Here is a 22,697-nt window from a genome sequence, read left to right on the forward strand (position 1 = left end):
GAAAAATAGCTGATGTTGCCTCACGTGAATAGAGACAACATCAGCAGAAAAATTTAATTTATATCATGTAGTTTATATTGCAGACTCACCGGTTTCTTTTGTACGAATGCGATAAACATTTTCTACATTGAAAATGAATATCTTCCCATCGCCGATACTTCCTGTTTGGGATTCATTAATAATGGTATTTACAATCTTATCCACATCAGAATCCTTGACAGTAATTTCGAGTTTGATTTTTGATAAGAGATCAACCCGATACCTCCTTCCACGCCATACCTCGCTGATACCTTTTTGACTGCCATGCCCCTTCACTTCTGTAACCGTCATTCCTGGATAGCCCAATTCAGTTAGGGCATCCCTAACAATATTAAATTTTTCTGGCCTAATTATTGCTTCTATCTTTTTCATGAAAAGCCTCCATCCATTGAATAGGGTCTAATTACATTAAATCACGGTGAGAATTATCGCCTTTTCGTATCCGTTTTAAGTCTGGCATATACCCATCGGCCGAGTTTATCTGAGTATATCTTTTCCCTGTCAGCGTCTCTGCTTAATGCTTCCTCAAGTAAAGATGCTTGTCTCTTTTCCTGTTGTATATCAACTTCTTCCTCTCCTACCATAGGAGCAATGAATTCTGGCTCAACAGGATAACAAGGAGAACCATGGATGTGGGTATCTACTCCATCAGATTCTACAAGATCGGATACCCGTATACCTATCGTATATTTTAATGAGAAGAATACGGCGCAACCCCATGCCAATGACCATCCTATAGCGACTAATGTTCCAATGAATTGTGCCAACAATTGTGAACCCGAACCGGTAATCAAACCACTCACACCACCATAGGTGCCATCTGCAAAAATACCCACAGCTATCATACCCCAGATACCGTTGGCTGCATGTACAGCTACTGCGCCAAGTGGATCATCGATTTTCATCTTAGCTTCTACAAACCAAAAGGCACATCTCATCGCTAAGCCAGCGAGAAGTCCGATTACTGCGGCTGCCCATGGCGCCACATAGGCGCAAGGTGCTGTAATAGCCACTAATCCTGCTAAGGCGCCATTACAAACAAATGGTAAGTCCACAACACCCATCTTGGCCCAAGTGAAAAATATCATAATAGAGGCGCCTGTTGCAGCAGCTATAAAGGTATTGCTTGCAATCACAGACATACGCAAATCTGTCGCTGCCAAGGTGCTGCCCGCATTAAAACCAAACCAACCAAAGGCAAGAATAAGGGTACCTATAACAACGTATACAAGATTATGACCTGGAATGGCATTCGGCGAACCATCAGGATTATATTTTCCTTTCCTTGGACCCAATGCCCATGCTCCGATCAGCGCCATAATACCTCCCACGGTATGTACCGTAGCACAACCCGCAAAATCTTTTACTCCGGCTCCAATCGGAAGCGAGCCTAACCAGCCTCCACCCCAAACCCAATGCCCGTAAATAGGATAAATTAAGCCGCACATAAGACAACTATAGATAAGATAAGGCACAAATTTCATTCTCTCCGCTACAGCACCTGCAATAATTGAAACAGTTTTTGTTGCAAATACCATCTGGAAGAGCCAGAACATAATTGTTTGAACATCGTACGACCTTCCACTCAGGAAAAATCCATCCCATCCAATAAAAGAATTGCCATAATCAAGCCCGGGTACCAGCTTCGAGCCGCCAAACATTAAGGCAAATCCGAAAAGATAAAAAATAACTGCCCCAAGAGTAGAATCAATGAAGCAGTGAGCCATATAACCAAGCATGTTCTTCTGTCTTAAAAATCCACCTAAAAAGGTGAATCCCGCCTGCATGCTAAATACTAAAAAAGCTCCTAGTAACGTCCATGTAAAGTTAACAGCATATTTCAAACCTCCAATGCTGTCTGAATATGTTTCAGCTCCATTTGGGTCTCCAGCTTGAGCAACTCCGGAATTTAAAGTAAATATCCCTAATGTTATTAACAATAACCACATGCCAATTATTTTGTTAGAAATGCATTTCATAAACCTGTCCTCTCCTAGCAAAATACTACCTCTTATACAAATTAAATACAATAGCAAAAAAATACGTAATGATGTTTTTATTTTTTATCCTTTACACCTCCTTGTGAAAAATTTTTATTAAAATATCATGAAATAAACAAGTAAATTCTGTGATAAGACCACAACTAAACTTATCAATAAGACGCAATTATTATTCCTCTCTTAAGTCAAAAAAATATCGTATAATGTTCAATATTGTGGATAGAATTTATAAGTCCTTTTATATTGAGAGATATGACTTATTTCTACGATTATAATTTTATGATTTCTGTTATAGATTTTTAATATCGGCGCCATTGATAGTTTTTCTTATATGAGTTTGTATTTTTACTTAATATATTAGCTAAATTAGAGTTATACACTATTTGGATTATAAATTGAAAATATTGTATTGGTTTATTTCAGCCATAATTAGTCTAGAATTCTGTATGATGATTCTTCTTTCTTATTTTTTCTAGAAATTTTAAAATTCTTGTTTTATCACTATATTCCGTTATAATCTCGAAAATTTCCCGTCTTTAATAAAGATACAATATTTATTTAATTTTAATAATGTATCATGTATAGAATTAATAAATATCATTTTAGTGATTTTAAATGTCAGGCGAGTTTGCATAAGTCTAATTATGCCGTTTTGATTGATATGCCGGAAAAAGGAATAAAATACTCTCCAGACTTTGAATTTTCAGAAGAGTATTATATATTGAAGGAACTGAATCATATTCAAATACCGGTAGCTTACGATTTTGGACACGCTGAGTTATTCAAAGATGGGAAATTTTTAATTAAGCAAAATTTTATTGTATTGCAGCACATTCATGGATATGACCTTCTTGATTACTTTAACGAAAAGGATGTTGAAGACATCAGAACTATTGAGGAAATTATTAAATTATTTATTACCGTCTGCGATCCTCTGCAATATCTTCATAGTAAGAACTATATTCATTGTGATTTAAAACCCGGACACTTGATCCTTAACCATAAAACAAAGTTAGTGCACCTTGTTGATTTTGAATTAGCTATCAAAAAGGGAGGGATCATTAAAGGGATCAGTAAAGAATATGCATCACCGGAACAATTGCAAATGCTTGCTTATTTAAAAGACAGACCAAGAAAATTTCATTATGAAGATATTTCCTCAGCTATTCGGCTCGACGGCAGGACAGACTTGTACTCTATAGGACTTATATTGTATCAAATACTAACAAAGAAATTATGGCAAGCAGAAAAGACCTTACCCCATCAGATAAACGATCAGGTGTCCCAAAAATTAGAAGAGGTTATTCAGGGATTATTAGAGGTACATGTTTCTTCCAGGATTTCATCAGCCGAAGAATTAAAAAAATTGTTAAGTAGTATCATTTAGACCTTTTCTCTAGGAAAAATGTTTTTGGATGAAAAACGTTATTATATCGGATATCCATAGCAATGTGGATGCTTTACTAGCAGTAATTAAAGAAATCGCCGATAAGGAACATGATATCGATAGGTTATTAATTGTTGGTGATATTGTTGGCTATGGTGCATCGCCAAATGAGTGCTGCGATATTATACGGTATTTAGTTTACGGTAGGAGGGAAGTCTCTTTAGAAAATATATATAAAATATCATCTCAACCATATTTGAGTCCATTAGAAAGAGACAATTTACTGAATGCCTTTCAGTTATTAGAGAAAAAAGGGATTGCTATTGGTGGAAATCACGACAGAGAGGCAGTTGGTGAGCCGTCTCTTACCACAGAAATGAATCCGGTAGCAAAGATTGCTATAGACTGGACTAAAGATCTCTTAACGAAAAAGAATCTTAAATTTTTAAGACGCCTTTCACTAAGGATGAAATTGGGTAAGGAAGAATTCGAAATCGTACATAGCACACCCGCCTATCCGAAAGGATACGAATATGCGAAGAATGCAGGTGTACTGAAATATACGAATTTATGGTCAAAGGTAACCTTTGGTGGGCACACTCATCGTCCAGCAGCCTATATTTATACAAAAGAGATAAGAACAGTAAACGCCTCAGTCCTGATTCCAGCAGACAATTATGATATGAGACTCATGCTTATTGAAAAGGAATCAACAAATAAAGTAGAATCTTTTCATATCGATTTGAGCAAAGGATGGAAATATTATATCAACGTAGGTTCCGTAGGGCAACCGCGGGATGGAAACGCTTGTGGCTGTTATGTAGTATTTGATTCCTCTTCAAAACATCTCTGCTTTAAGCGGGTATCCTACAATACGGAAGTGGCATCAAAAAAAATCCTGGAAGCAAAATTGCCGAATGAATTGGCGCAGAGGGTGTTAAAAGGGGTTTAAGGGCGCCTAAATGTTTCATTGATTTTATTCTCATAATTCGGATGGAAGAGTTACTCTCAATGGTAGAAAAATATATGAAACAACGAAAAAGTATAAAACGCATTCCTAAACGTATAAAAAAGACTTCTCTACAATACTCCCCTATTATTCCGACAAAACAGACAGCACTGGAAATAGTATTAGTGGATTTGGCGTAAAAATCAACGCCTTAATCCACCCTACTCGTAACTCGACAGGTTCAGACCACTTTGAACTTCTGATGATACTTCCTGGTTTGATGTTGTCCATTTACACTGACTGTGCAAAGACAAAAGTTCCACTCTTGCCACCAGACTTCTTTACCAGATGAATATCGCTAATCACCATTCCTTTGTCGACAGATTTGCACATGTCGTATATGGTAATTGCACAGATGCTTGCTGCGGTAATAGCCTCCATTTCTACACCTGTTTTCCCCGTAACTTTCACCTCGGCAAATATGTTAATGGTATCTGAATCATTGTTTGTGTAATCAATCTTAACGCTTGCCAAATTGAGTGGATGGCACATGGGGATGAGATTAGAGGTTTGTTTTGCCGCCATAATACCGGCTATACGGGCTACCTCAAAGACATCTCCTTTTTGGATCTTTTTATCCATAATAAGTTGAAATGTTTCTGATCTCATGATAATTTTTGCATGAGCAACAGCAATTCTCTCCGTAATTTCCTTATTGCTAACATCTACCATACGCGATGCACCCTGTTCATCAAAATGGCTTAATTGTTGCATTTTGCTCATCCTCCCACTTGATGCATGACTACATGCCCTTTACCGGAATGTACGGGAGGCTTCAAATTTGCGGCACGGATAAATGCATTGGTGAGTATTTCTTCCGTGGGGTTATTTCTCAGAATATTTTTTAAGTCTACTTCTCCACCGGATAACAAACAGGAACGAAGCTTCCCATCAGAGGTTAAACGAAGGCGATTACAGGAATTGCAAAAAGGCTGGCTTACCGCAGATACAAATCCCAGTTTTCCTACGGCCCCTCTAATCCTGTATATTTTTGCAGCGCCGCTTCCTAAATTGGGAGAGGGGAGTGATATTAACTCATTACTCTTTCCGATAATATCGATAATATCGGACATGGGGATGAACTTATCCTCAGAAGCGAGGTTTTCTTTATTCATTGCCATATACTCAATAAAACGTACTTCCAAATCCCGCTCCAGCGTGAGCCTTGCAAATTCCTCAAATTCATCATCATTGATTCCCTTCATAGCAACTACATTAATCTTCGTATTTTTGAATCCCAAATGAATAACATCGTCAATACCATCAAGAACATCCTTTAAATTTCCGCCTCGTGTGATCTTTTCGAATTTTGATTCTTCTAAACTATCAAGGCTAATGTTTAATCTGAATAGTCCGATTTCTTTCATTACCTTTGTATAGTTTTTGAGACAAATGCCGTTTGTTGTTATGGCAAGATCTTCTATGCCTTGAACATCTCCTAACATGCGTAATAGATGTTCAATATCTCTTCGAAAAAGGGGTTCTCCTCCTGTTAAACGAAAGCTTTTGATTCCCAATTTGATGGCATGCCGTACAATCATCACAATTTCTTCATAGGTTAGAATATCCTTATGCTTTGTGAGTTCCAATCCATTCTCTGGTCTACAGTAGACGCATCGAAGATTACAGAGGTCAGTTACTGATATTCTTAATCGGTTTATCCTTCTAAAGTATTTATCTATAATGTTCATGATGTGGAGTTTTCAGGTACTTTCCGTATTATAACTCGTTTTGGGTATGATTTGATATTCTTTCATCTTCCGCCACAGAGTTGTTGTGGATATCCCGAGATTGCTTGCAGCCTGTTTACGGTTTCCGGCGTGTTTCCGTAGCGATTCTATAATAGTCTTTCTCTCTTGTTGTGCCAAAGCGGCTCGGATACCTCCTCTTTCTGTCATACTATCAACAGGGGTATCTGCCGAAGGTGTATTTTGCAGCGCCAGGTCAGTTACCGTAATGTGGTCTCTTTTTGCCAGAGTAACAGACCTTTCAATAACATTTTCTAACTCTCTGATATTTCCAGGCCAGGGGTAGGTTAAGAGGAGCGCCATTGCATCTCCGGATATTTCCGGAGGTTTTCTTTTCAGTTTATTCGAGTATATGTTGATAAAATAGTTAATTAAAACAGGAATATCCTCTTTTCTCTCTCTGAGAGGTGGTAAATGGATTCTGATTACATTAAGCCGATAAAATAAATCTTTTCTAAAAGATCCATTTTTGGTAGCTTCTTCAAGATCTTTATTCGTTGCAACAATAATCCGAACATCAAGATAGAGAGGTTTATTATCTCCGACTTTTCGTATTTCTCCATTCTGTAAAAAGCGAAGAAGTTTGACTTGACTTGAGAGTGATGTCTCGCCAATTTCATCTAAAAATAAGGTTCCTCCCTGAGCTTCTAAAAAAATCCCTTTTTTATCTTTCACCGCGCCTGTGAAAGAGCCCATGACATGTCCGAATAATTCGCTTTCCTGTAAATTTTCTGGCAATGCTCCACAATTTACTACAACGAATGGCTTTTCACTTCTACGGCTATTATTGTGAATTGCGCGCGCAACCAATTCTTTTCCTGTTCCGCTTTCTCCCGTAATTAAAACGGTACTTTCACTGTTTGTCAGTTCCATAAGTATATTAAGAATCCGCATCATCATGGGAGAATTTCCAATAATACCCTCAAACTTATATTTTTCTTTGGTTTCTTTTTGAAGATTATTGACTTTCTCTAATAAACGCTTTTTTTCCAATGCCCGTTCTATTACAGAAAGTATATCCGAGAGTTGAAAGGGTTTGGTAACATAATCATAGGCGCCTTTTCTCATTGCTTGAATTGCGCTATCAATCGTACCAAATGCAGTCATAACGATAATTTCTGTCGATGGATTAATGTGCTTAATATGCGATAGCACTTCCAGTCCATCCATTGCTTCCATCTTCAGATCAACGATAATTAAATCGTAAAGGTGGTCTTTCTGTAGCTCAACAGCCTTCTCTCCATTATCGACACTATCCACGTAATAACCAGCTCTTTTAAAAGCGATTACGAGAGATTCCCGCATATTTTTTTGATCTTCAACAACCAGAATATTAAACATAATTTTTAAAAAGTTTATGCTGAGACGGTTTTGACCTGTTTGTTTTTTATAGGTAAGCGAATGGTGAATACAGTTCCTTTATTTCGCTTACTCTTTACATCTATTACACCACTATGATTATCTACAATACGATGTACAATAGAAAGCCCCAATCCTGTTCCTTTTGATTTTTTTGTGGTAAAAAAAGGCTCGAATATCTTTTTTATATTTTCAGGCGCGATCCCCTTGCCATTATCAGCAACTACAATTTCTATTTCGTCATCATTGGGTATCTTTGGCCTTCTCACACGGATAAAAATTTGTCCACCTTTCGGCATAGCATCAATTGAGTTTGCTAATAAGTTCCAAAAGACCTTTCTAATCCAATTTTGATCCATATAAATCTTTGGAATGTTACTTTCATACGCCTTCGTAATCTTAATTTCATTATTAAATTTTGCATCTTGCTGGAGCAGGAAAAGCGTTTCGTCGATAATTTCAATAATATCGCTCTTTACGAAAAGGTATTCAGCTGGATGTGCGAAGGTAAGAAAATTTGTTATGATACTATTGAGACGATCTGTTTCTTCGACTACCATTTCAAATAATTTCTGATCGTCGTCTTTTAAGGCTAAATCCCTCTTTAACATACATACTGAATTTGATATTGCACCAAGAGGATTACGTATCTCATGGGCGATCGAAGCTGCTAATTCTCCGATAGAGGCTAATCTCTCAGAACGCCTTATTTGCTCTTCTATTTTTTTCTTGTCCGTGATATCTCTGATAATTCCCTCAATACCAATAATGCTCCCTTTTTTATTTTTGATTGGATATGTATTCTGAGAAACCCAGAGTTCTTCTTTGTTTTTGCAGTAAATCCGGTATTCTAAATCTTTTGAAACTTTTAAATCACCGTTAAGAACATTTTGTATTGTTTCTTTAACTGATTCTATATCATATTTATGGATAATCTCCTTGGCGATGGAAGGATTATCGTAAAACTCTTGAGGGTCATATCCCGTTACATTCTTTAATGCGCTATTGAGGAATAAATATCGCCCTGTTTTATCGAGTCTGAATATTACATCCTCAATATCTTCTACAAGATTTCTGTATTTTTCTTCGGATTCTTTAATTTTATCAAAAAGACGTGTATTGTCAATTGCAATAGCTAGCTGAGGGGCAATCTTGTTAATAATGTCAACGTGGTTTTCAGAGTAATTATGAATATTTTTGCTCCCGAAGTTGAGGCTTCCAATGATTTCTCCCTTGCATATTAGGGGAAAGGATAAACGCGATTTAATTCCCTCTTTAAAGAGAATTGGGTCTGTGGAAAAAGGGCCTTGAGATGTATCTCTAACCATATAAACCTCGCCGTTGTCTACCACTTTTCCCGCCAGTGTTCCATATTTAGAATAATGCAAACCTTCTTCTAATTTGGAGGCGCTATACTCTTTCGATACGGCAAAAATTAAAAGCTCATCTCTCTTCTCATCAAGAAGGGTAATGCTCATTCGATCGAAATTAATAACTTTATTAAGCTCTTCACTGAAAGATTTGTATACTTCCCGAATATCGAGTTTCGAGGCAAGGATCTTGTTTATGTTGTTCATAATATCCTTCTCTTGTTCAATCCTCTTTCTTTCTGTCAGATCAATAATAATTCCCTCGTAACCAATGATATTATTTCGCTCATCCCGTCTTAGATTACTTGTCATCATACAGGGCACTTTGGTCCCATCTTTCTTTTTTAGTTCTACCTCATAATCCTTAACAAAACCGTTCTTACATACTATTTCCTTCATTGCTTTTCCTTCAATTGGGCTGAAGAACAGGTGCAGGATTAAGTTCAATTTTAAAATCTCATTTTTCGATTCATACTCAAATAGATCCACGCCGGCTTGATTAATATCTATAAATTGACATTCAGTATCGCAGAAAAATACAACATCCTTACTCGTTTCAAAAAGGCGCCTATACTTTTCTTCTGATATCCTTAGTTTTTGTGTTCTTTCTTCAACAATCTTCTCGAGTTGCATTGTATAATTATGGAGTATTTGTTCTAATAATTTTTGCTCTGTTATATCCCTTGCAATCATTACAAAACCAATTGGTTTTCCATCCGTGGATTGTCGAGTTGTAAAGGTTGTGTATCCGGTAAATATTTCCCCGTTCTTCCGAATTAATTGCACTTCGTTTTTGTATCTGCCTGTCAATAATGTTGTTTCCAGTATCTTTCTAACCTTACCTGATGCAACGTCTTCTTTTGTATACAATATTTGAATGCCCGACTTACGAATTAATTCCTCCGGCTCATACCCATACATTCTTTTTGCACCCTCATTGAACGCCAGAATGTTTCCATCAAGGTCACTTGCAATAATTGAATGCTCGGTAGAGCCAACCAGAATACTATTTAAAAAGTTCGTTGTCTCTTGCAACTTTGATGTCTTTTCCTGTACCGATTCTGCCATCACATTGAATGCATCCCCTAATTCCCGTACTTCATCTTGTGTTTTTACCACTACTCGTTGCGATAAATCTCCTGCCGACATTTTACGGGTTGCAATTATTAATTCCATAATGGGATTGGCTATCTTTTCTCCAATGAAAAAGGCAAATACAATTCCAGCAACTGCCAAAATTACTCCGGCAATGGTTAAATAAGAAAGTATCTTTAAAAAGGGATTTTTTAAGCTATTCATTGCCAAGGATATTTTATCAACACTAATTTCTGTAATAATACCCCATTTAAGTTCAGGGATCCAAAACCATACCCCCAGCACTTTTTCTCCTGTGTAGCTTATATAGCCGTCTACATCAAACCCATCATTTCCTTTCAGACAGGAGATTATACTCTTTGTAAATTTTTTAGTTTGCGGCTCAACAACTGCAAGTTCCAACATGGTATTTTTCTTCGCATCCTTTATATCCTTCGATTGCTTCTCATAATTTAATTCAGAGATCATCACGCCATGTTGATTAATGATATATACATCATAATTATATCCGTAAGGTATTTCTTTCCATTCCTTCTTAAGGAAGGATAAATCAGTTTGGATCATCATTACCCCTGATACATTTTTACCATTTCCTCTTATAGGCAGAGAGATACAGACTGGAAGTAACCCTGATGGCTGATTTGTCAGTTTACCCTGACCATGAAAAAGCGAAGAATGAGTATCTGAAATATACGATATACCCTTTATGGCATGTTGAAAGCCTTTGCTGTGAGATATGTCTAATTTTATAAGCTTCTCATTTGTTGATGCTGTGATGACGCCAGATGTATCGCTCAAGATAAATTCGTGAAAATTTACTTCGGGAGAAATGTGAGCAATGAATTGTAAAATAGTATCAGCCGTTACTTTTGTTAAATCGGTTGCAGATAGTAGGGGTAAATTATATGTAAGATGTTCAGTGGTATTTCGCAGTGTTTTTAACCAATCATGTATCTGTGATACTCTTTTAGAGCCGACTAATTGTAGATTACTAATGGTTGTTTCTTGAAAGGATTTTCGTGCTGTAGGATACGCGATAAGTCGCATTACCAATAACGGTGTAAGGACAGCGATTAAGAAGAGAAAGATTAATTTATTTTTTATTGAGCGAAACATATCGCTACCTTTACCATTACCGTTGAATTATCCATTTATAAAAATGGTTTTGGGAAGGGGATGCTTCGAAATGCGGCAGAAGAGATGATTCAAGATTGAATACTCTTATGTATTTCTACTTAAAAACACTAAAGCATGCTTGTTCCTTTAAATTATAATTTATTCGATATCGGTAGAGTCGCTAAATTAATGACTTATTGGATCCCTCAATAAAATCCGGATCTACTGGTATCTTACCTAAAAGAGGGATCTCCCGAAATTCAGTAACTTTATCTGCTTCATCCTTACGGGTTTTAACAAATTCTTCACACTTTTTAACGATTTTCTCAAATGATTTTGCTGCATCAGAATTGGGATAGGCTGCCACAAAGGCTTCGCCATTATCGCATTTTTCTGTAATTCCCGGATCTAAAGGTATCTTACCAAGAAATGCTACGCCTAGTTCCGTACAAATTTTTTCCCCTCCGCCTGTTTTAAATACGTTGATATGCTGGCTACAATGAGGGCATACAAGGCTACTCATGTTCTCAACAACTCCGATAATAGGGACATTACTGTCTCGGGAAAAGAGTACCGCTTTCTTTACATCTAATAAAACCACATCTTGTGGAGTTGTAACTATTACGGAACCGTCTACTTTTCCAATAAGTTCTATAATAGAAATGGCCTCGTTTCCGGTTCCCGGTGGTAAATCTACCAAGAGATAATCTAGATTTCCCCAACATACGCTTCCCATTAATTCACAAAGAAAATCCCATTTTGCAGAATCTCTCCAAATAACTGGCATTGATGGGTCTTCAATCAAAAAGGAGAGGGAAGCGACTTTTAAATTTGGCAATACTTCCAAAGGCAGCACGCCACCGCTACTCCCCTTAAGCCTTTTCCCTTCTACGCCTAACATTATCGGGATATTAGGACCGTGGATATCTGCATCAGCTATTCCAACCTTATAACCCTTCTGAGCCAGGGCAACACCAAGGTTTGTTGTTACCGTACTTTTACCTACCCCGCCTTTATTGCTCATCACAACAATTTTATAGGTAATCTCTTTCATCCGTTGAACAATTACCCATTTGTTGTGTTCTATTTGATCTAATTGGCAAGATAATTGTTTCTCGCAAAGCTCACAGGTAAAAGGAATTTTACAATCTTGCATTGAATTCTCCCTTTAATGCATATTCAACTATGTCCGTAGTAAAGGCGGAAAGTCATCTTTTTGTGGTAATCTTAATAGCACAAATAGTATTTATTGTATGGCAGGCATGCTCACAAACCCCGCAACCGACACATTTATCAGGGTTAATCACCGGCTTGCCATCTTCCTGATATATTGCATCTCCACGGAGAGGGCATTTTATAAAGCATAGCTGACAATCCTGATCTCCCCATGCCAAGCATTGTGACCGGTTAATCTTTGCGATACCTATCCTGACATTGTCCACCCGTTCGATAGGTTTTAGGGCGCCTTCCTTACAAGCCGCACTACAGAGTAACCCATTGCATAAAACACACGGACTTTCCTTCGGTATAATAACAGGCGTGCCTATGGCTACATCTGCCAGCCCAGTAGATCTCTTGATAGCCTTTGCAGGACATACTTTAATACACTCATCACATCGGGTACATAAGGAGAGAAATTCTGCTTCTTCGACCGCACCAGGAGGCCGCAAATACTCTCCTTTTGGCATTATGCGATTGACTTTTTTCTGAGCATAGTCTGCGACTGTATTACCCATGAAGGCAAATAAGTCTTTAAAAAGCTGTCGCCTATCTACTGTTTTTTCCGCATTATCCATAACACAGCGAACATAAAGAAATTAATGGTAAAAACTGAAATATAGTTAAAAGTGTAATAAAGTGTACTTAAACAAAAACAGGTTGTCAAGGTGAAATCTGATCCACGTAATGCAACTATTAATGAAGAATTAGCAGAATTTAGTTTGTTTTTGAAATGTATTTTTTATAATTTATGGATTATGAAACCAAAAACTCTAGTAATGTCTATTGTAGGCAGGTCTAACAGTGGGAAAACTACCCTTATGGTAAGACTCGTTAAAGAACTGAAATTGAGGGGTTATAAACTCGCTACAATTAAACATAGTCATCATCACATTGAATTAGATACAAAAGGTAAGGATAGTTGGTTGTATTCACAGGCGGGAGCTGATGCGGTTGTGGTATCTTCTCAATCGATGATGGGTATTATTCGCTGGACACCCGGGGAATTTCTCCTATCAGATATTGTGAGCACCTATTTACAAGATATGGATATTGTTCTTGTTGAGGGTTATAAGGCCGAATCAATACCAAAGATAGAAGTGTTTCGTACTGAGGTTAGCACTGAGTTAGTATGCCAGGGAGATAAGAACTTAATTGCCGTTATTGGAGACAAAAATCCTAAACTTGGTATACCTTTTTTCCACATCGATGACAAAGCCTCTTCGATTGTTAATTTTATTTTATCGGATCTTAAGATTTAGTATGTAATTAAACAAAACCAATACTACCATTTGCCTTAGTCTGTTAATTTTATTTATTCTGATTTTGATAACATTTTTTGTACTTGGATAATGTTTGACTTTAAGTATTAAGATTGTAAAATGGGTACTTCTATGTATCTTTCCTTGTGGTATTGATGGAGGAAACTAAAGCTATATGCAGAAGAGTAAGGTTGTTACCATCCAAAGGCACATTGTTGAGCAAGAGAGATTACATCCAAATGCTACAGGGGACTTTACCTGTCTCCTATGGGATTTAACTATTGCCGCAAAGACTATTTCCCGTGAGGTAAATAAGGCAGGCCTTGCAGATATTTTGGGCATCACAGGCGAAAATAATATCCACGGTGATGTAGTAAAGAAATTAGATGTCTATGCTAATGAAAAGATATATAAATCGATGAACCATGGTGGCCACCTTTGTATCATGGCATCAGAAGAAAATGAAGATATTATTCCAATACCAGATGAATTTCCAAAGGGTAAGTACGTCCTCCTTTTTGACCCCCTGGACGGCTCATCGAATATCGATGCCAATGTGTGTGTTGGGACTATATTCTCGATCTATCGAAGAAAGACAACGGGGAAGGAATCAACCATTGAGGATTGTCTTAGAAAAGGAACAGATCAAGTTGCAGCAGGATATATAATTTATGGGTCAAGTACCATGATGGTATACACCACAGGGCAGGGAGTCCATGGTTTTACATTAGACCCTAGCATTGGAGAATTTTTACTCTCGCACGAAAATATTCGCATTCCATCTAAGGGCAAGATATATAGCATTAACGAGGGAAACGCAAATACATGGGATGAGGGAACAAAAAAATACATTGCTTATCTCAAAGAAAATGATCCTTCAACAGAAAGACCTTATTCCCTAAGATATATAGGGTCGCTGGTATCAGATTTTCACAGGAACTTGCTTTACGGAGGCATATTCCTGTATCCTGTTGATTATAAAGATCCAAAGAAACCAAAGGCAAAATTACGATTACTTTACGAGGCTGCTCCACTTGCTTTTATTGTTGAGCAGGCTGGTGGTAAGGCGTCAACAGGAAAAGAACGCATTCTGAATATTCAGGCAACCGAATTGCATCAAAAGGTACCTCTCGTTATCGGAAGTAAAGAAGATGTATTAACTTATGAGAAGTTTTTTAGCCAAAAGTAAAAAGAGAAGGAGTTAACAACTCATGCTTTATCGTATCAAAGAAGATTTGTTAAACGATCTTAAAGGTATTATTGACATGCAAAAAGCAGGTGCTATAAAAATACTTGATAGTAATGCATTAAGGAATAAAAAAATAGATACGATTGTTTACAATGCCGTCTTTAATAAAGACAATACTATGAGAGATATATGCCGATGGTTGATCCGTACTACAGGAAATAAACTTTCTGTTGTTTCTTCGTCTATTCAATCACTTTATGAAGCTATGGGTAAGAAACAATACAAGGGATTTACCGTGCCAGCCATTAATATAAGAGGCCTAACATATGATGTGGCACGTTCCATTTTTAGAGCTGCAAAAAAGAATCATGTAGGTGCCTTTATCTTCGAAATTGCAAGATCTGAAATTGGTTATACAGATCAAAGGCCTTCGGAATATGCATCGGTCATTCTTGCTGCTGCTATCAAAGAAGGACATGAAGGTCCGGTGTTTATCCAAGGAGACCATTTCCAGATTAATGCAAAGAAATATGAGAAAGATCGAGATGTGGAGATTAAAACGGTAAAGGGACTTATTAAAGAAGCCATCGAAGCGGGCTTTTATAATATTGATATCGACACCTCAACATTGGTAGATCTCAGTAAACCAAACATTACCGAGCAACAAAGACTTAATTTCGAGTTTGCTGCTGAATTTACCGCTTATATCAGGACATTAGAACCAAAAGAAATTACCATATCTATCGGCGGTGAAATAGGGGAAGTGGGTAAGAAGAATAGTACTATTGAAGAGTTGACTGCATTCATGGACGGTTATAATAGCACCTTAATTGCAAAGGGAAAAGGATTAACAGGTATTAGTAAGATCAGTGTGCAGACAGGCACTTCTCACGGAGGAGTTCCTCTGCCAGATGGGACGATTGCTAAAGTGAAACTAGACTTTGATACCCTAAGAGATTTATCAAGAGTAGCCAGGGATCGATACGGTCTTAGTGGAGCGGTGCAACATGGGGCGTCTACGCTTCCGAGCGATGCTTTTGATAAATTTCCGGAGACCGGTACCGCCGAAGTACACCTTGCTACTGAATTCCAAAACATGATCTATGAGAACAGTTCCTTCCCGAAGGATTTTAAAACTGATATTTATGAATTTCTGAAAAAAAATTGTGTTGCTGACCGCAAAGAGGGAGAAACCGATGAACAATTTATCTATAAGACAAGAAAAATGGGTTTTGGCCCATTTAAGGAAAGATTTTGGAATCTGCCTTCTGACGTAAAAAATAAGATCGGTGAGGAACTTGAGGCTAAATTTGAATTTCTGTTTAAAAAATTAAATGTTATCCATTCTAAGGAAATAATACATAAGACAATTAAACCCATTGAAGTCCAGCTAACTAACCCGCTAACTTCCTCATAACTTTTAGGAGTACAAATCTGGAAAGGAGAGGGGCGTTTTATGCGGGAGGTATTTAAAGCATTCTTGATTATGCAGTTTGCTTTAACACTTGTAGGGGGTATCCATGCGGCAGTCAAAGCTGAAAGATTAACTCCGGCGGCTACCATTAAAGTTAGGCCGGCATTCCTAAGAACCCCAAAGGATATGCAGTTAGCGGAGACTGTGTTCTTTTAGCGTTTGGTAAAGTGCCTAAGGCAATAAAAATCCCATTCAAACATGGAATCGCTGGGTGATTATAGCTGAAGCGTTTGAAGAATCAGCTACCGTACAACGTCAATTTATTGCAGTTTCCAGACCAGAAAATCCTGAGGGTGCGTTCTTTATTTATAATGTTGATGTAAACTTCAAGAACAATGATGATTCTGGGATTATCCACAGCTTGGCATAGATCAGGATGCTATTATTATTACGGCACGTGCAAATCCTACGCTAACTTCATCAGCCTTTCGTATAGAATTAAATTCGAGCAGCTACGATAAATTTTTATATGATAAGCGCCGAATCCTCGCACTATCATAGAGTAGATCTTTCTCAATAAAGAGCCATTAACCGTATTTTATCTTAGCGATTGCATTTTTGAAAGGAGACGCTTATGTGCACAACATGTGCGAAACATAACCCGACCGTAAAGAAAAAGACGGAAGAATCAGGAAAAGAAAAAGAGGTAAAAAAAGAAAAGAAGAAATAAAAAATTCCCTCCGGTAATTCACATTATCGGAGGGAATTTGCTTTAAGTAGACAATAAGCCGAGTTTTGTCGTGGGTGATCATTTATCTAGACCTGCTGTTGCCAGCAGGTTCTAACGGCTTACCCAGAGGTAATAACGAAGCGGACCACTTCATCCCTCCCTATTTAGCCTTTCTCCCAGTGGGGTTTGCCATGCCTCCAATGTCGCCATTGAAGCGGTGGGCTCTTACATTAAGTCGTAAACGACCCCACCATTTCACCCTTATCCACCTATACGTGGACGGTATATTTTCTGTTGCACTTTCCTTCTTGTTACCAAGACTCCGGGTTACGGAGCACTGTGTCCTATGGAGCTCGGACTTTCCTCCCGTTCTCTTTTACAAGTATGAGAACCGGCGACCACCTTGTCTACTTCATCCTCATTCTTCATTGCTGTTATCCAGATATAAGATCCGGCCGCAACTATGACAAAAGGTGAGATCTTTACCAGATAAAAGTTGATTAAGCGTCTGTGATGTTATAGACATGAAGCAACCTTGACAAACTTTATTCACAACGTTCACAATAGCTACAGCATCTTTGTGACCTACTAGTCTACTATAATGCTGTAAAGCTTCACTATCTGCCAAGGCTGTGTATTCACTCCGCTTTTTCTTGAGTTTGGTGATTTCATCTTCTATTAACTGTAAATCGTCTTCTACTCGTTTTTGAAGATCCTTTAATTCTAATTCCTCCTGCTGAATTTCTTTTTCCGAAGACTTGTATCTTCCCTGCGTTTCTTCATATTTTTCCATCATACGCAAGATTTCATCTTCTAAAACCGATTTGTCAGCTTCCTTTCCTCCAATCTCAGTCTTCATTGCGCTATATTCTTTATTTGTTTTGACCTGATTCATCTGAATTCGTAATTTATTGATATCTGCTTCTATACTTCTTAAGTCAAGCTCTTTAATATTAATATCTTTTTGAGCTGTTTTTACCTCTTCACTGATTTTTGATAACTTTTCCCTCTCTTGTTGAATTTGATTTTGTTTTTTCTGAACATCGTAGCTCCTGTAGAGTTTATCGCCTTCCAATCTTTTTAACTTTGTATCTATTGATTGCAAGTTCCGAAGTACCGCTATCCTCTCGTTCATAGATTCCTCTTTAAAATAATTTCACTTATAACAAAATCAGATAAGCTACTAACGGTTAATAACTACCAATTCCATCAAGGAATCCTTCGAGCTTCCGGCTTCTGATCGGATGTTGCAATTTTCGTACGGCTTTTGCCTCGATTTGTCTTACCCTTTCCCTTGTGACCTTAAATATCTTGCCAACTTCTTCTAAAGTATAGGTGTATCCATCCCCTATACCGTATCTCAGTTTAATGATTTCTCTCTCACGATAGGTCAATGTTTCCAATACGCTTTCAATTTTATCTTTTAACATCTCCTGAGTTGCTGCAGATACAGGAGATTCTGCCTTTTCATCTTCAATAAAATCACCAAATGAACTGTCTTCGCTTTCACCAACTGGTCTATCTAAAGATATTTGATGTCGGGATATCTTAAGAACCCGCCTTGCCTCTTCTACAGTAATCTTTACCTCTTTAGAAATTTCCTCTATTGTCGGTTCACGACCTTTTTCTTGTAAAAGCTTTTTCGAAACATTTCTAATTTTGCTCATGGTTTCAATCATGTGAACGGGGATGCGTATCGTTCTTGCCTGGTCAGCAATCGAACGGGTAATCGCCTGACGTATCCACCATGTAGCGTAGGTGCTGAATTTATAACCTCTTCGATACTCGTACTTATCTACTGCGCGCATAAGACCCGTATTACCTTCCTGGATTAAATCTAAAAAACTCAAGCCACGATTTCTGTATTTTTTAGCAATACTTACAACCAGCCTTAGATTTGCACCAGAAAGTTTTCTCTTGGCAGCCTCATGCTCCCTATAGATATTTTCAATAGACTCCACACGGCGCTTTAGTCTGGTAGGTGATTCTAAAACCATACTCTCCAGATTTTCGTATTGGATCTCCAATTCTTTATGGCGGCCATTAGACTTAGGGCGTGGTTTACATTCCATGATTTGTATCTCTAAGTCACTCATTTCAAAAACAATCTCTTGGAGTCTTTTCATCATCGGTTGTATTCGTTTTGTGCGAATATTGATTTCCTCAAGGAGATCAATTCCCTTTCGCCTTCTATTCCGGATTGTTCGAAGCAGTTTTATCCTTTCTTTTTCAGAAATTTGTTTTCGTTTGGTAAGGAAATAATCCTCTTTATTCTTTTGAAGAATAGTCTTTAAAATCTTAGCGTTTTTTGGAAACTGTTCTAAAATTTCATCTTTACCATTATCGACCATCGTGTTGACTTTTAGGGTACGATCAAACGAGAGTTCACCATTATTTACATCTTCCAATATTCTTAAACACGTTGCCAAAGATAGATCGGAGTGCAGTACCTTCTTCAGGAATCTCTTTCTCGTAATTTCGATCTTTTTTGCCAGCATGATCTCTTCTTCTCTCGTAAGTAAGGGAATCTCTCCCATTTGGGTAAGATACATACGGACGGGATCGTCTATCTTTTCTGTAATTGTCGGAACTTCACCAAATTCCAAATCTACTTCTGGAAAGACCTCTGCTTCTTCAGCGTCAGCGGTATCGCGAGCCTCTATATCTGTTTCATCAATTAAATCAATTCCCAACTCATCGAGCATCATCAAAATATCATCAATCTTTTCAGGAGAAATATCTGCATCGTCGGGCAGCATATCGTTCAATTCTTCGTAGGTTAAATAGCCCTTTTCTTTACCTTTTTGTACAAGGTGTTTGATTTTTTGATTTAAATTTTCCATATTAAAGATAGACCCCCCTTAACAATATTATTTATGTAAATGGAGATGATTAATCTTTATCGTCTTTATCTCAATCTATCTCTCATTAAGTATCACAAAAACAACTTTAGATATAGACCTTATTTTTTTAAGGTATGGATATTTCTACTTTTTTTGTGAAATTCTTCTAACAACATGACAATATCTTTCTCGTTACTGCCAGCCTTAACGATTTCTAACATTTTCTTCTTTGTTTGGTGAATATCTTTCTTGCTGTTTTGTTTCTTAAAAAAAACTACATATGCCTCTAACCTCTCTTTATGATTTGTAATATCCTGAAATTCTTTTGTTGTTACAATATCCATACATATCTTATTCAATGTTTCATCATCAATTGCATAGAGTATATCTTGATCATGTACAACATTGTTTTGATAGTATAGCGCAACCATCTTCTGAGCAATCTTTGAAAAGTCTTTATTACTAAATTCTTCCAGGCCTATTTCTTCTACTACTCTGGGGATAAGATCATTACACGATAACATGAGATACAAAAGTTCTCGTTCCGCCCTTGAAGAAGCGTCTAATCTTTGTTCAGCAACTTGCTTATTCCTTATGGAAGCAGTAACTTTATTAAATTTTTTCTGTTGAATTCGCAAAGTAGCCTCATCTATAGACATTTCCTCTGCAATTCTTTTAATGAGTAAATTGCGTTTGATAATATCGGGCATTTTCATTGCTGTGGCAAGGACATCATTAATGGCATTTGCCTTTCCATGAATGGTTGATATATCCCACTTAGATGCAGCCATCTTAACCTTGTAGCTAAAAAAATCCGTCGCGTTATTAATATATGTCAGAAATTTTTCGACACCTTCTGACACAAGGAAATCACAAGGGTCGTGGTCTTTGGGCAACTGGGCAATTTTCACATCAAATTCTTCTTCTATGAAAATATCTAAACTTCTATCAGAAGATTTCCAACCTGCGATATCTGAATCTAAGAGGAGGATTACCTGATTGCAATATTGCCTTAAATGTCTGAGATGTTGTTTTGATATAGCTGTTCCCAATACTGCAACAGACCACTCAATGCCATATTGATGTGCCATGATTACATCTGTGTATCCTTCCATAAGTATCACTCGATGCTGTTTCAAAATAGCATTTTTAGCAATATCGATGCCATAAAGTACATTACTTTTATTGAAAAGAACAGTTTCTGGCGAATTGAGATATTTGGGAGTTGTATCATCTAATGTCCTTCCCCCAAAACCGATAACTTGCTTTTTTATATCTAATATAGGAAATATTAATCTATTGCGAAATCGGTCGTAATACCCATTTCCCTCTTTTTTTTGTATGACTAGACCGACTTTTTCTAACAATTTATTTGGAATATTACGTTCTTTACATGTTTTTATTAATGCATCCCAACTGTTAGGGGCATAGCCGAGACAGAAAGTCTTGATAGATTGGTTATTGATGTGCCGTTGTTGCAAATAAGCTCTTGCACTACTTCCAGATTCTTTATCAAATAGGATTTTATTATAAAATTTTGTGGCAAAGTTAGTTATGTTGAGCAGGAATGTCTTTTCCGTAGGAGAAAAGGATGCCTTTGTGGGAATTAAGTGAGCAATATTGATATGTGCTTTTGAGGCTACCAATTTTACAGATTCGATAAAGTCTATACCTTCTTGCTTCATGACAAAGTGAAATACCGTTCCGCCTTCGCCACATCCAAAGCACTTAAAGAATTTTTTTTCCGGATTTACCGTAAAGGAAGGTGTTTTTTCTGAGTGAAAGGGACACAAACCAATAAAATTTCTTCCGCTTTGTTTTAAGTGTATATACTCTGATATGATTTGAACAATATCTGAGGCATGCTGAATTTCTGTAATCTTTTCTTGTGGAATCATTAATCAGGAAGATAAATTGTTTAAAATAATGTTTTTAAACCTTAAAATTATATCACCTAAATGAATAATGTCAATTAATCGATGAATAATTATTTACTAAATTAAACTTTTCACTTCAACCAGAATAAGATTCTTGTTACTTAATCTATCATAAAGGAGTGATTAACTGCGAAGTATCCATGGTAAGTTTTAATTATAAATACATAACTATCTATTAAGTCTTATCTTAATACCTCTCTTAATCAAATATTCTTTTACTTCTTGTATGGTTATTTCTCTGTAATGAAAGATAGAAGCTGCTAAAGCTGCATGTGCCTTCCCTTCATTAAAGACATCATAAAAATGTTCTACTTTGCCTGCCCCGCCAGATGCAATAATCGGAATATTTACTGATTCTGATATGGCCTTATTTAACTCGATATCAAATCCACTCTTTGTACCATCGTAGTCCATACTTGTTAAGAGTATTTCACCGGCCCCTCTCAGCTCGGCTTCTTTTGCCCATTGAATGGCATCTAATCCTGTTTGTGTCCGCCCGCCATGTATGTAAACTTCCCATTTTCTGTCATTTATATTATCTTTTACTTTTTTCGCATCAATAGCGAGCACTATACACTGTCTGCCAAATCGTCTGGATGCTTTGGTAATAAATTCAGGATTTTTAACAGCTGCGGTATTTATAGAAACTTTATCGGCCCCTGCATTCAATAACTGTCGGATGTCATCAATACTACGGATACCGCCGCCAACAGTTAAAGGCATAAATACTTGCTCTGCAGTCTTTTTTACAACATCAAGAATGATATTCCTATTTTCATGAGATGCTGTAATATCCAGGAAGGTCAATTCATCGGCACCTTCTGCATCGTAAAAAGCTGCTATCTCAACAGGGTCTCCTGCATCTCTTAAATTCAAAAAATTTGTTCCTTTAACTACTCTTCCGTCTTTTACATCTAAACATGGTATAATCCGTTTCGTAAGCATACTGATTTCATGTAATTATTTTAAAAATGTGAAGGA

The 22,697-nt window shown here is 37.1% G+C and carries 19 protein-coding genes and 1 other RNA gene; 7 read left to right on the plus strand and 13 right to left on the minus strand.

Going from position 1 to position 22,697, the window contains the following annotated elements:
* Positions 1 to 72: 72 nt before the first annotated feature.
* Both FBQ94_RS08365 and FBQ94_RS08370 read right to left on the minus strand, forming a co-directional pair.
* Positions 73 to 411, minus strand: coding sequence for a P-II family nitrogen regulator (locus FBQ94_RS08365; protein ID WP_007220011.1), 339 nt, complete (start codon positions 409 to 411; stop codon positions 73 to 75).
* Between the two features lie 53 nt (positions 412 to 464).
* On the minus strand, positions 465 to 2,018 hold the full coding sequence (locus FBQ94_RS08370) for an ammonium transporter (protein ID WP_007220010.1): 1,554 nt from the start codon (positions 2,016 to 2,018) through the stop codon (positions 465 to 467).
* Positions 2,019 to 2,616: 598 nt separating this feature from the next.
* Here FBQ94_RS08370 and FBQ94_RS08375 point away from each other — a divergent pair.
* Both FBQ94_RS08375 and FBQ94_RS08380 read left to right on the plus strand, forming a co-directional pair.
* Positions 2,617 to 3,426, plus strand: coding sequence for a serine/threonine protein kinase (locus FBQ94_RS08375; RefSeq protein ID WP_040543115.1), 810 nt, complete (start codon positions 2,617 to 2,619; stop codon positions 3,424 to 3,426).
* Positions 3,427 to 3,454: 28 nt separating this feature from the next.
* Positions 3,455 to 4,378, plus strand: coding sequence for a metallophosphoesterase family protein (locus FBQ94_RS08380; RefSeq protein ID WP_007220008.1), 924 nt, complete (start codon positions 3,455 to 3,457; stop codon positions 4,376 to 4,378).
* 288 nt (positions 4,379 to 4,666) lie between these two features.
* Here FBQ94_RS08380 and moaC read toward each other — a convergent pair whose 3' ends face one another.
* The 6 genes from moaC to FBQ94_RS08410 form a co-directional block, all read right to left on the minus strand.
* A complete protein-coding gene (gene moaC, locus FBQ94_RS08385) occupies positions 4,667 to 5,149 on the minus strand; it encodes a cyclic pyranopterin monophosphate synthase MoaC (protein ID WP_007220007.1) in 483 nt (160 codons plus the stop codon).
* A gap of 5 nt (positions 5,150 to 5,154) precedes the next feature.
* Complete coding sequence (gene moaA / locus FBQ94_RS08390) at positions 5,155 to 6,126, minus strand: GTP 3',8-cyclase MoaA (protein ID WP_083849110.1); 972 nt, start codon at positions 6,124 to 6,126, stop codon at positions 5,155 to 5,157.
* A 12-nt stretch (positions 6,127 to 6,138) separates the two neighbouring features.
* On the minus strand, positions 6,139 to 7,524 hold the full coding sequence (locus FBQ94_RS08395; RefSeq protein WP_007220005.1) for a sigma-54-dependent transcriptional regulator: 1,386 nt from the start codon (positions 7,522 to 7,524) through the stop codon (positions 6,139 to 6,141).
* A 14-nt stretch (positions 7,525 to 7,538) separates the two neighbouring features.
* On the minus strand, positions 7,539 to 11,123 hold the full coding sequence (locus FBQ94_RS08400) for a PAS domain S-box protein (RefSeq protein WP_007220004.1): 3,585 nt from the start codon (positions 11,121 to 11,123) through the stop codon (positions 7,539 to 7,541).
* A gap of 181 nt (positions 11,124 to 11,304) precedes the next feature.
* A complete protein-coding gene (locus FBQ94_RS08405) occupies positions 11,305 to 12,279 on the minus strand; it encodes an Mrp/NBP35 family ATP-binding protein (RefSeq protein WP_007220003.1) in 975 nt (324 codons plus the stop codon).
* 52 nt (positions 12,280 to 12,331) lie between these two features.
* Entirely contained in the window at positions 12,332 to 12,919 is a 588-nt protein-coding gene (locus tag FBQ94_RS08410; RefSeq protein ID WP_007220002.1) for a 4Fe-4S dicluster domain-containing protein, read from the minus strand.
* A 90-nt stretch (positions 12,920 to 13,009) separates the two neighbouring features.
* Between FBQ94_RS08410 and mobB the strand changes: the two genes are divergently transcribed.
* The 5 genes from mobB (at position 13,010) to FBQ94_RS08435 (ending at position 16,636) form a co-directional block, all read left to right on the plus strand.
* Positions 13,010 to 13,603, plus strand: coding sequence for a molybdopterin-guanine dinucleotide biosynthesis protein B (gene mobB / locus FBQ94_RS08415; protein WP_007220001.1), 594 nt, complete (start codon positions 13,010 to 13,012; stop codon positions 13,601 to 13,603).
* A gap of 175 nt (positions 13,604 to 13,778) precedes the next feature.
* Positions 13,779 to 14,792: a class 1 fructose-bisphosphatase gene (fbp, locus tag FBQ94_RS08420; RefSeq protein ID WP_007220000.1), complete on the plus strand. Its 1,014-nt coding sequence runs from the start codon at positions 13,779 to 13,781 to the stop codon at positions 14,790 to 14,792.
* 22 nt (positions 14,793 to 14,814) lie between these two features.
* Complete coding sequence (locus tag FBQ94_RS08425; RefSeq protein WP_007219999.1) at positions 14,815 to 16,209, plus strand: class II fructose-bisphosphate aldolase; 1,395 nt, start codon at positions 14,815 to 14,817, stop codon at positions 16,207 to 16,209.
* A 39-nt stretch (positions 16,210 to 16,248) separates the two neighbouring features.
* Positions 16,249 to 16,422, plus strand: a complete 174-nt coding sequence (locus FBQ94_RS08430; protein ID WP_007219998.1) for a hypothetical protein — start codon at positions 16,249 to 16,251, stop codon at positions 16,420 to 16,422.
* A 55-nt stretch (positions 16,423 to 16,477) separates the two neighbouring features.
* Complete coding sequence (locus FBQ94_RS08435) at positions 16,478 to 16,636, plus strand: hypothetical protein (protein ID WP_007219997.1); 159 nt, start codon at positions 16,478 to 16,480, stop codon at positions 16,634 to 16,636.
* 339 nt (positions 16,637 to 16,975) lie between these two features.
* Here FBQ94_RS08435 and rnpB read toward each other — a convergent pair.
* From rnpB to hisF, 5 genes are all read right to left on the minus strand, one after another.
* Positions 16,976 to 17,350: RNase P RNA component class A (gene rnpB, locus FBQ94_RS08440), an RNA gene on the minus strand.
* Between the two features lie 4 nt (positions 17,351 to 17,354).
* Positions 17,355 to 18,071, minus strand: a complete 717-nt coding sequence (locus FBQ94_RS08445) for a zinc ribbon domain-containing protein (protein WP_007219996.1) — start codon at positions 18,069 to 18,071, stop codon at positions 17,355 to 17,357.
* 55 nt (positions 18,072 to 18,126) lie between these two features.
* Positions 18,127 to 19,779, minus strand: coding sequence for an RNA polymerase sigma factor RpoD (gene rpoD, locus FBQ94_RS08450; RefSeq protein WP_007219995.1), 1,653 nt, complete (start codon positions 19,777 to 19,779; stop codon positions 18,127 to 18,129).
* A gap of 119 nt (positions 19,780 to 19,898) precedes the next feature.
* Positions 19,899 to 21,677, minus strand: coding sequence for a DNA primase (dnaG, locus tag FBQ94_RS08455; protein WP_007219994.1), 1,779 nt, complete (start codon positions 21,675 to 21,677; stop codon positions 19,899 to 19,901).
* A 207-nt stretch (positions 21,678 to 21,884) separates the two neighbouring features.
* On the minus strand, positions 21,885 to 22,661 hold the full coding sequence (hisF, locus tag FBQ94_RS08460) for an imidazole glycerol phosphate synthase subunit HisF (protein ID WP_007219993.1): 777 nt from the start codon (positions 22,659 to 22,661) through the stop codon (positions 21,885 to 21,887).
* Between the last annotated feature and the right edge of the window lie 36 nt (positions 22,662 to 22,697).

This window comes from Candidatus Jettenia sp. AMX1 (genome assembly GCF_030263775.1).
Classification (GTDB): domain Bacteria; phylum Planctomycetota; class Brocadiia; order Brocadiales; family Brocadiaceae; genus Jettenia; species Jettenia caeni.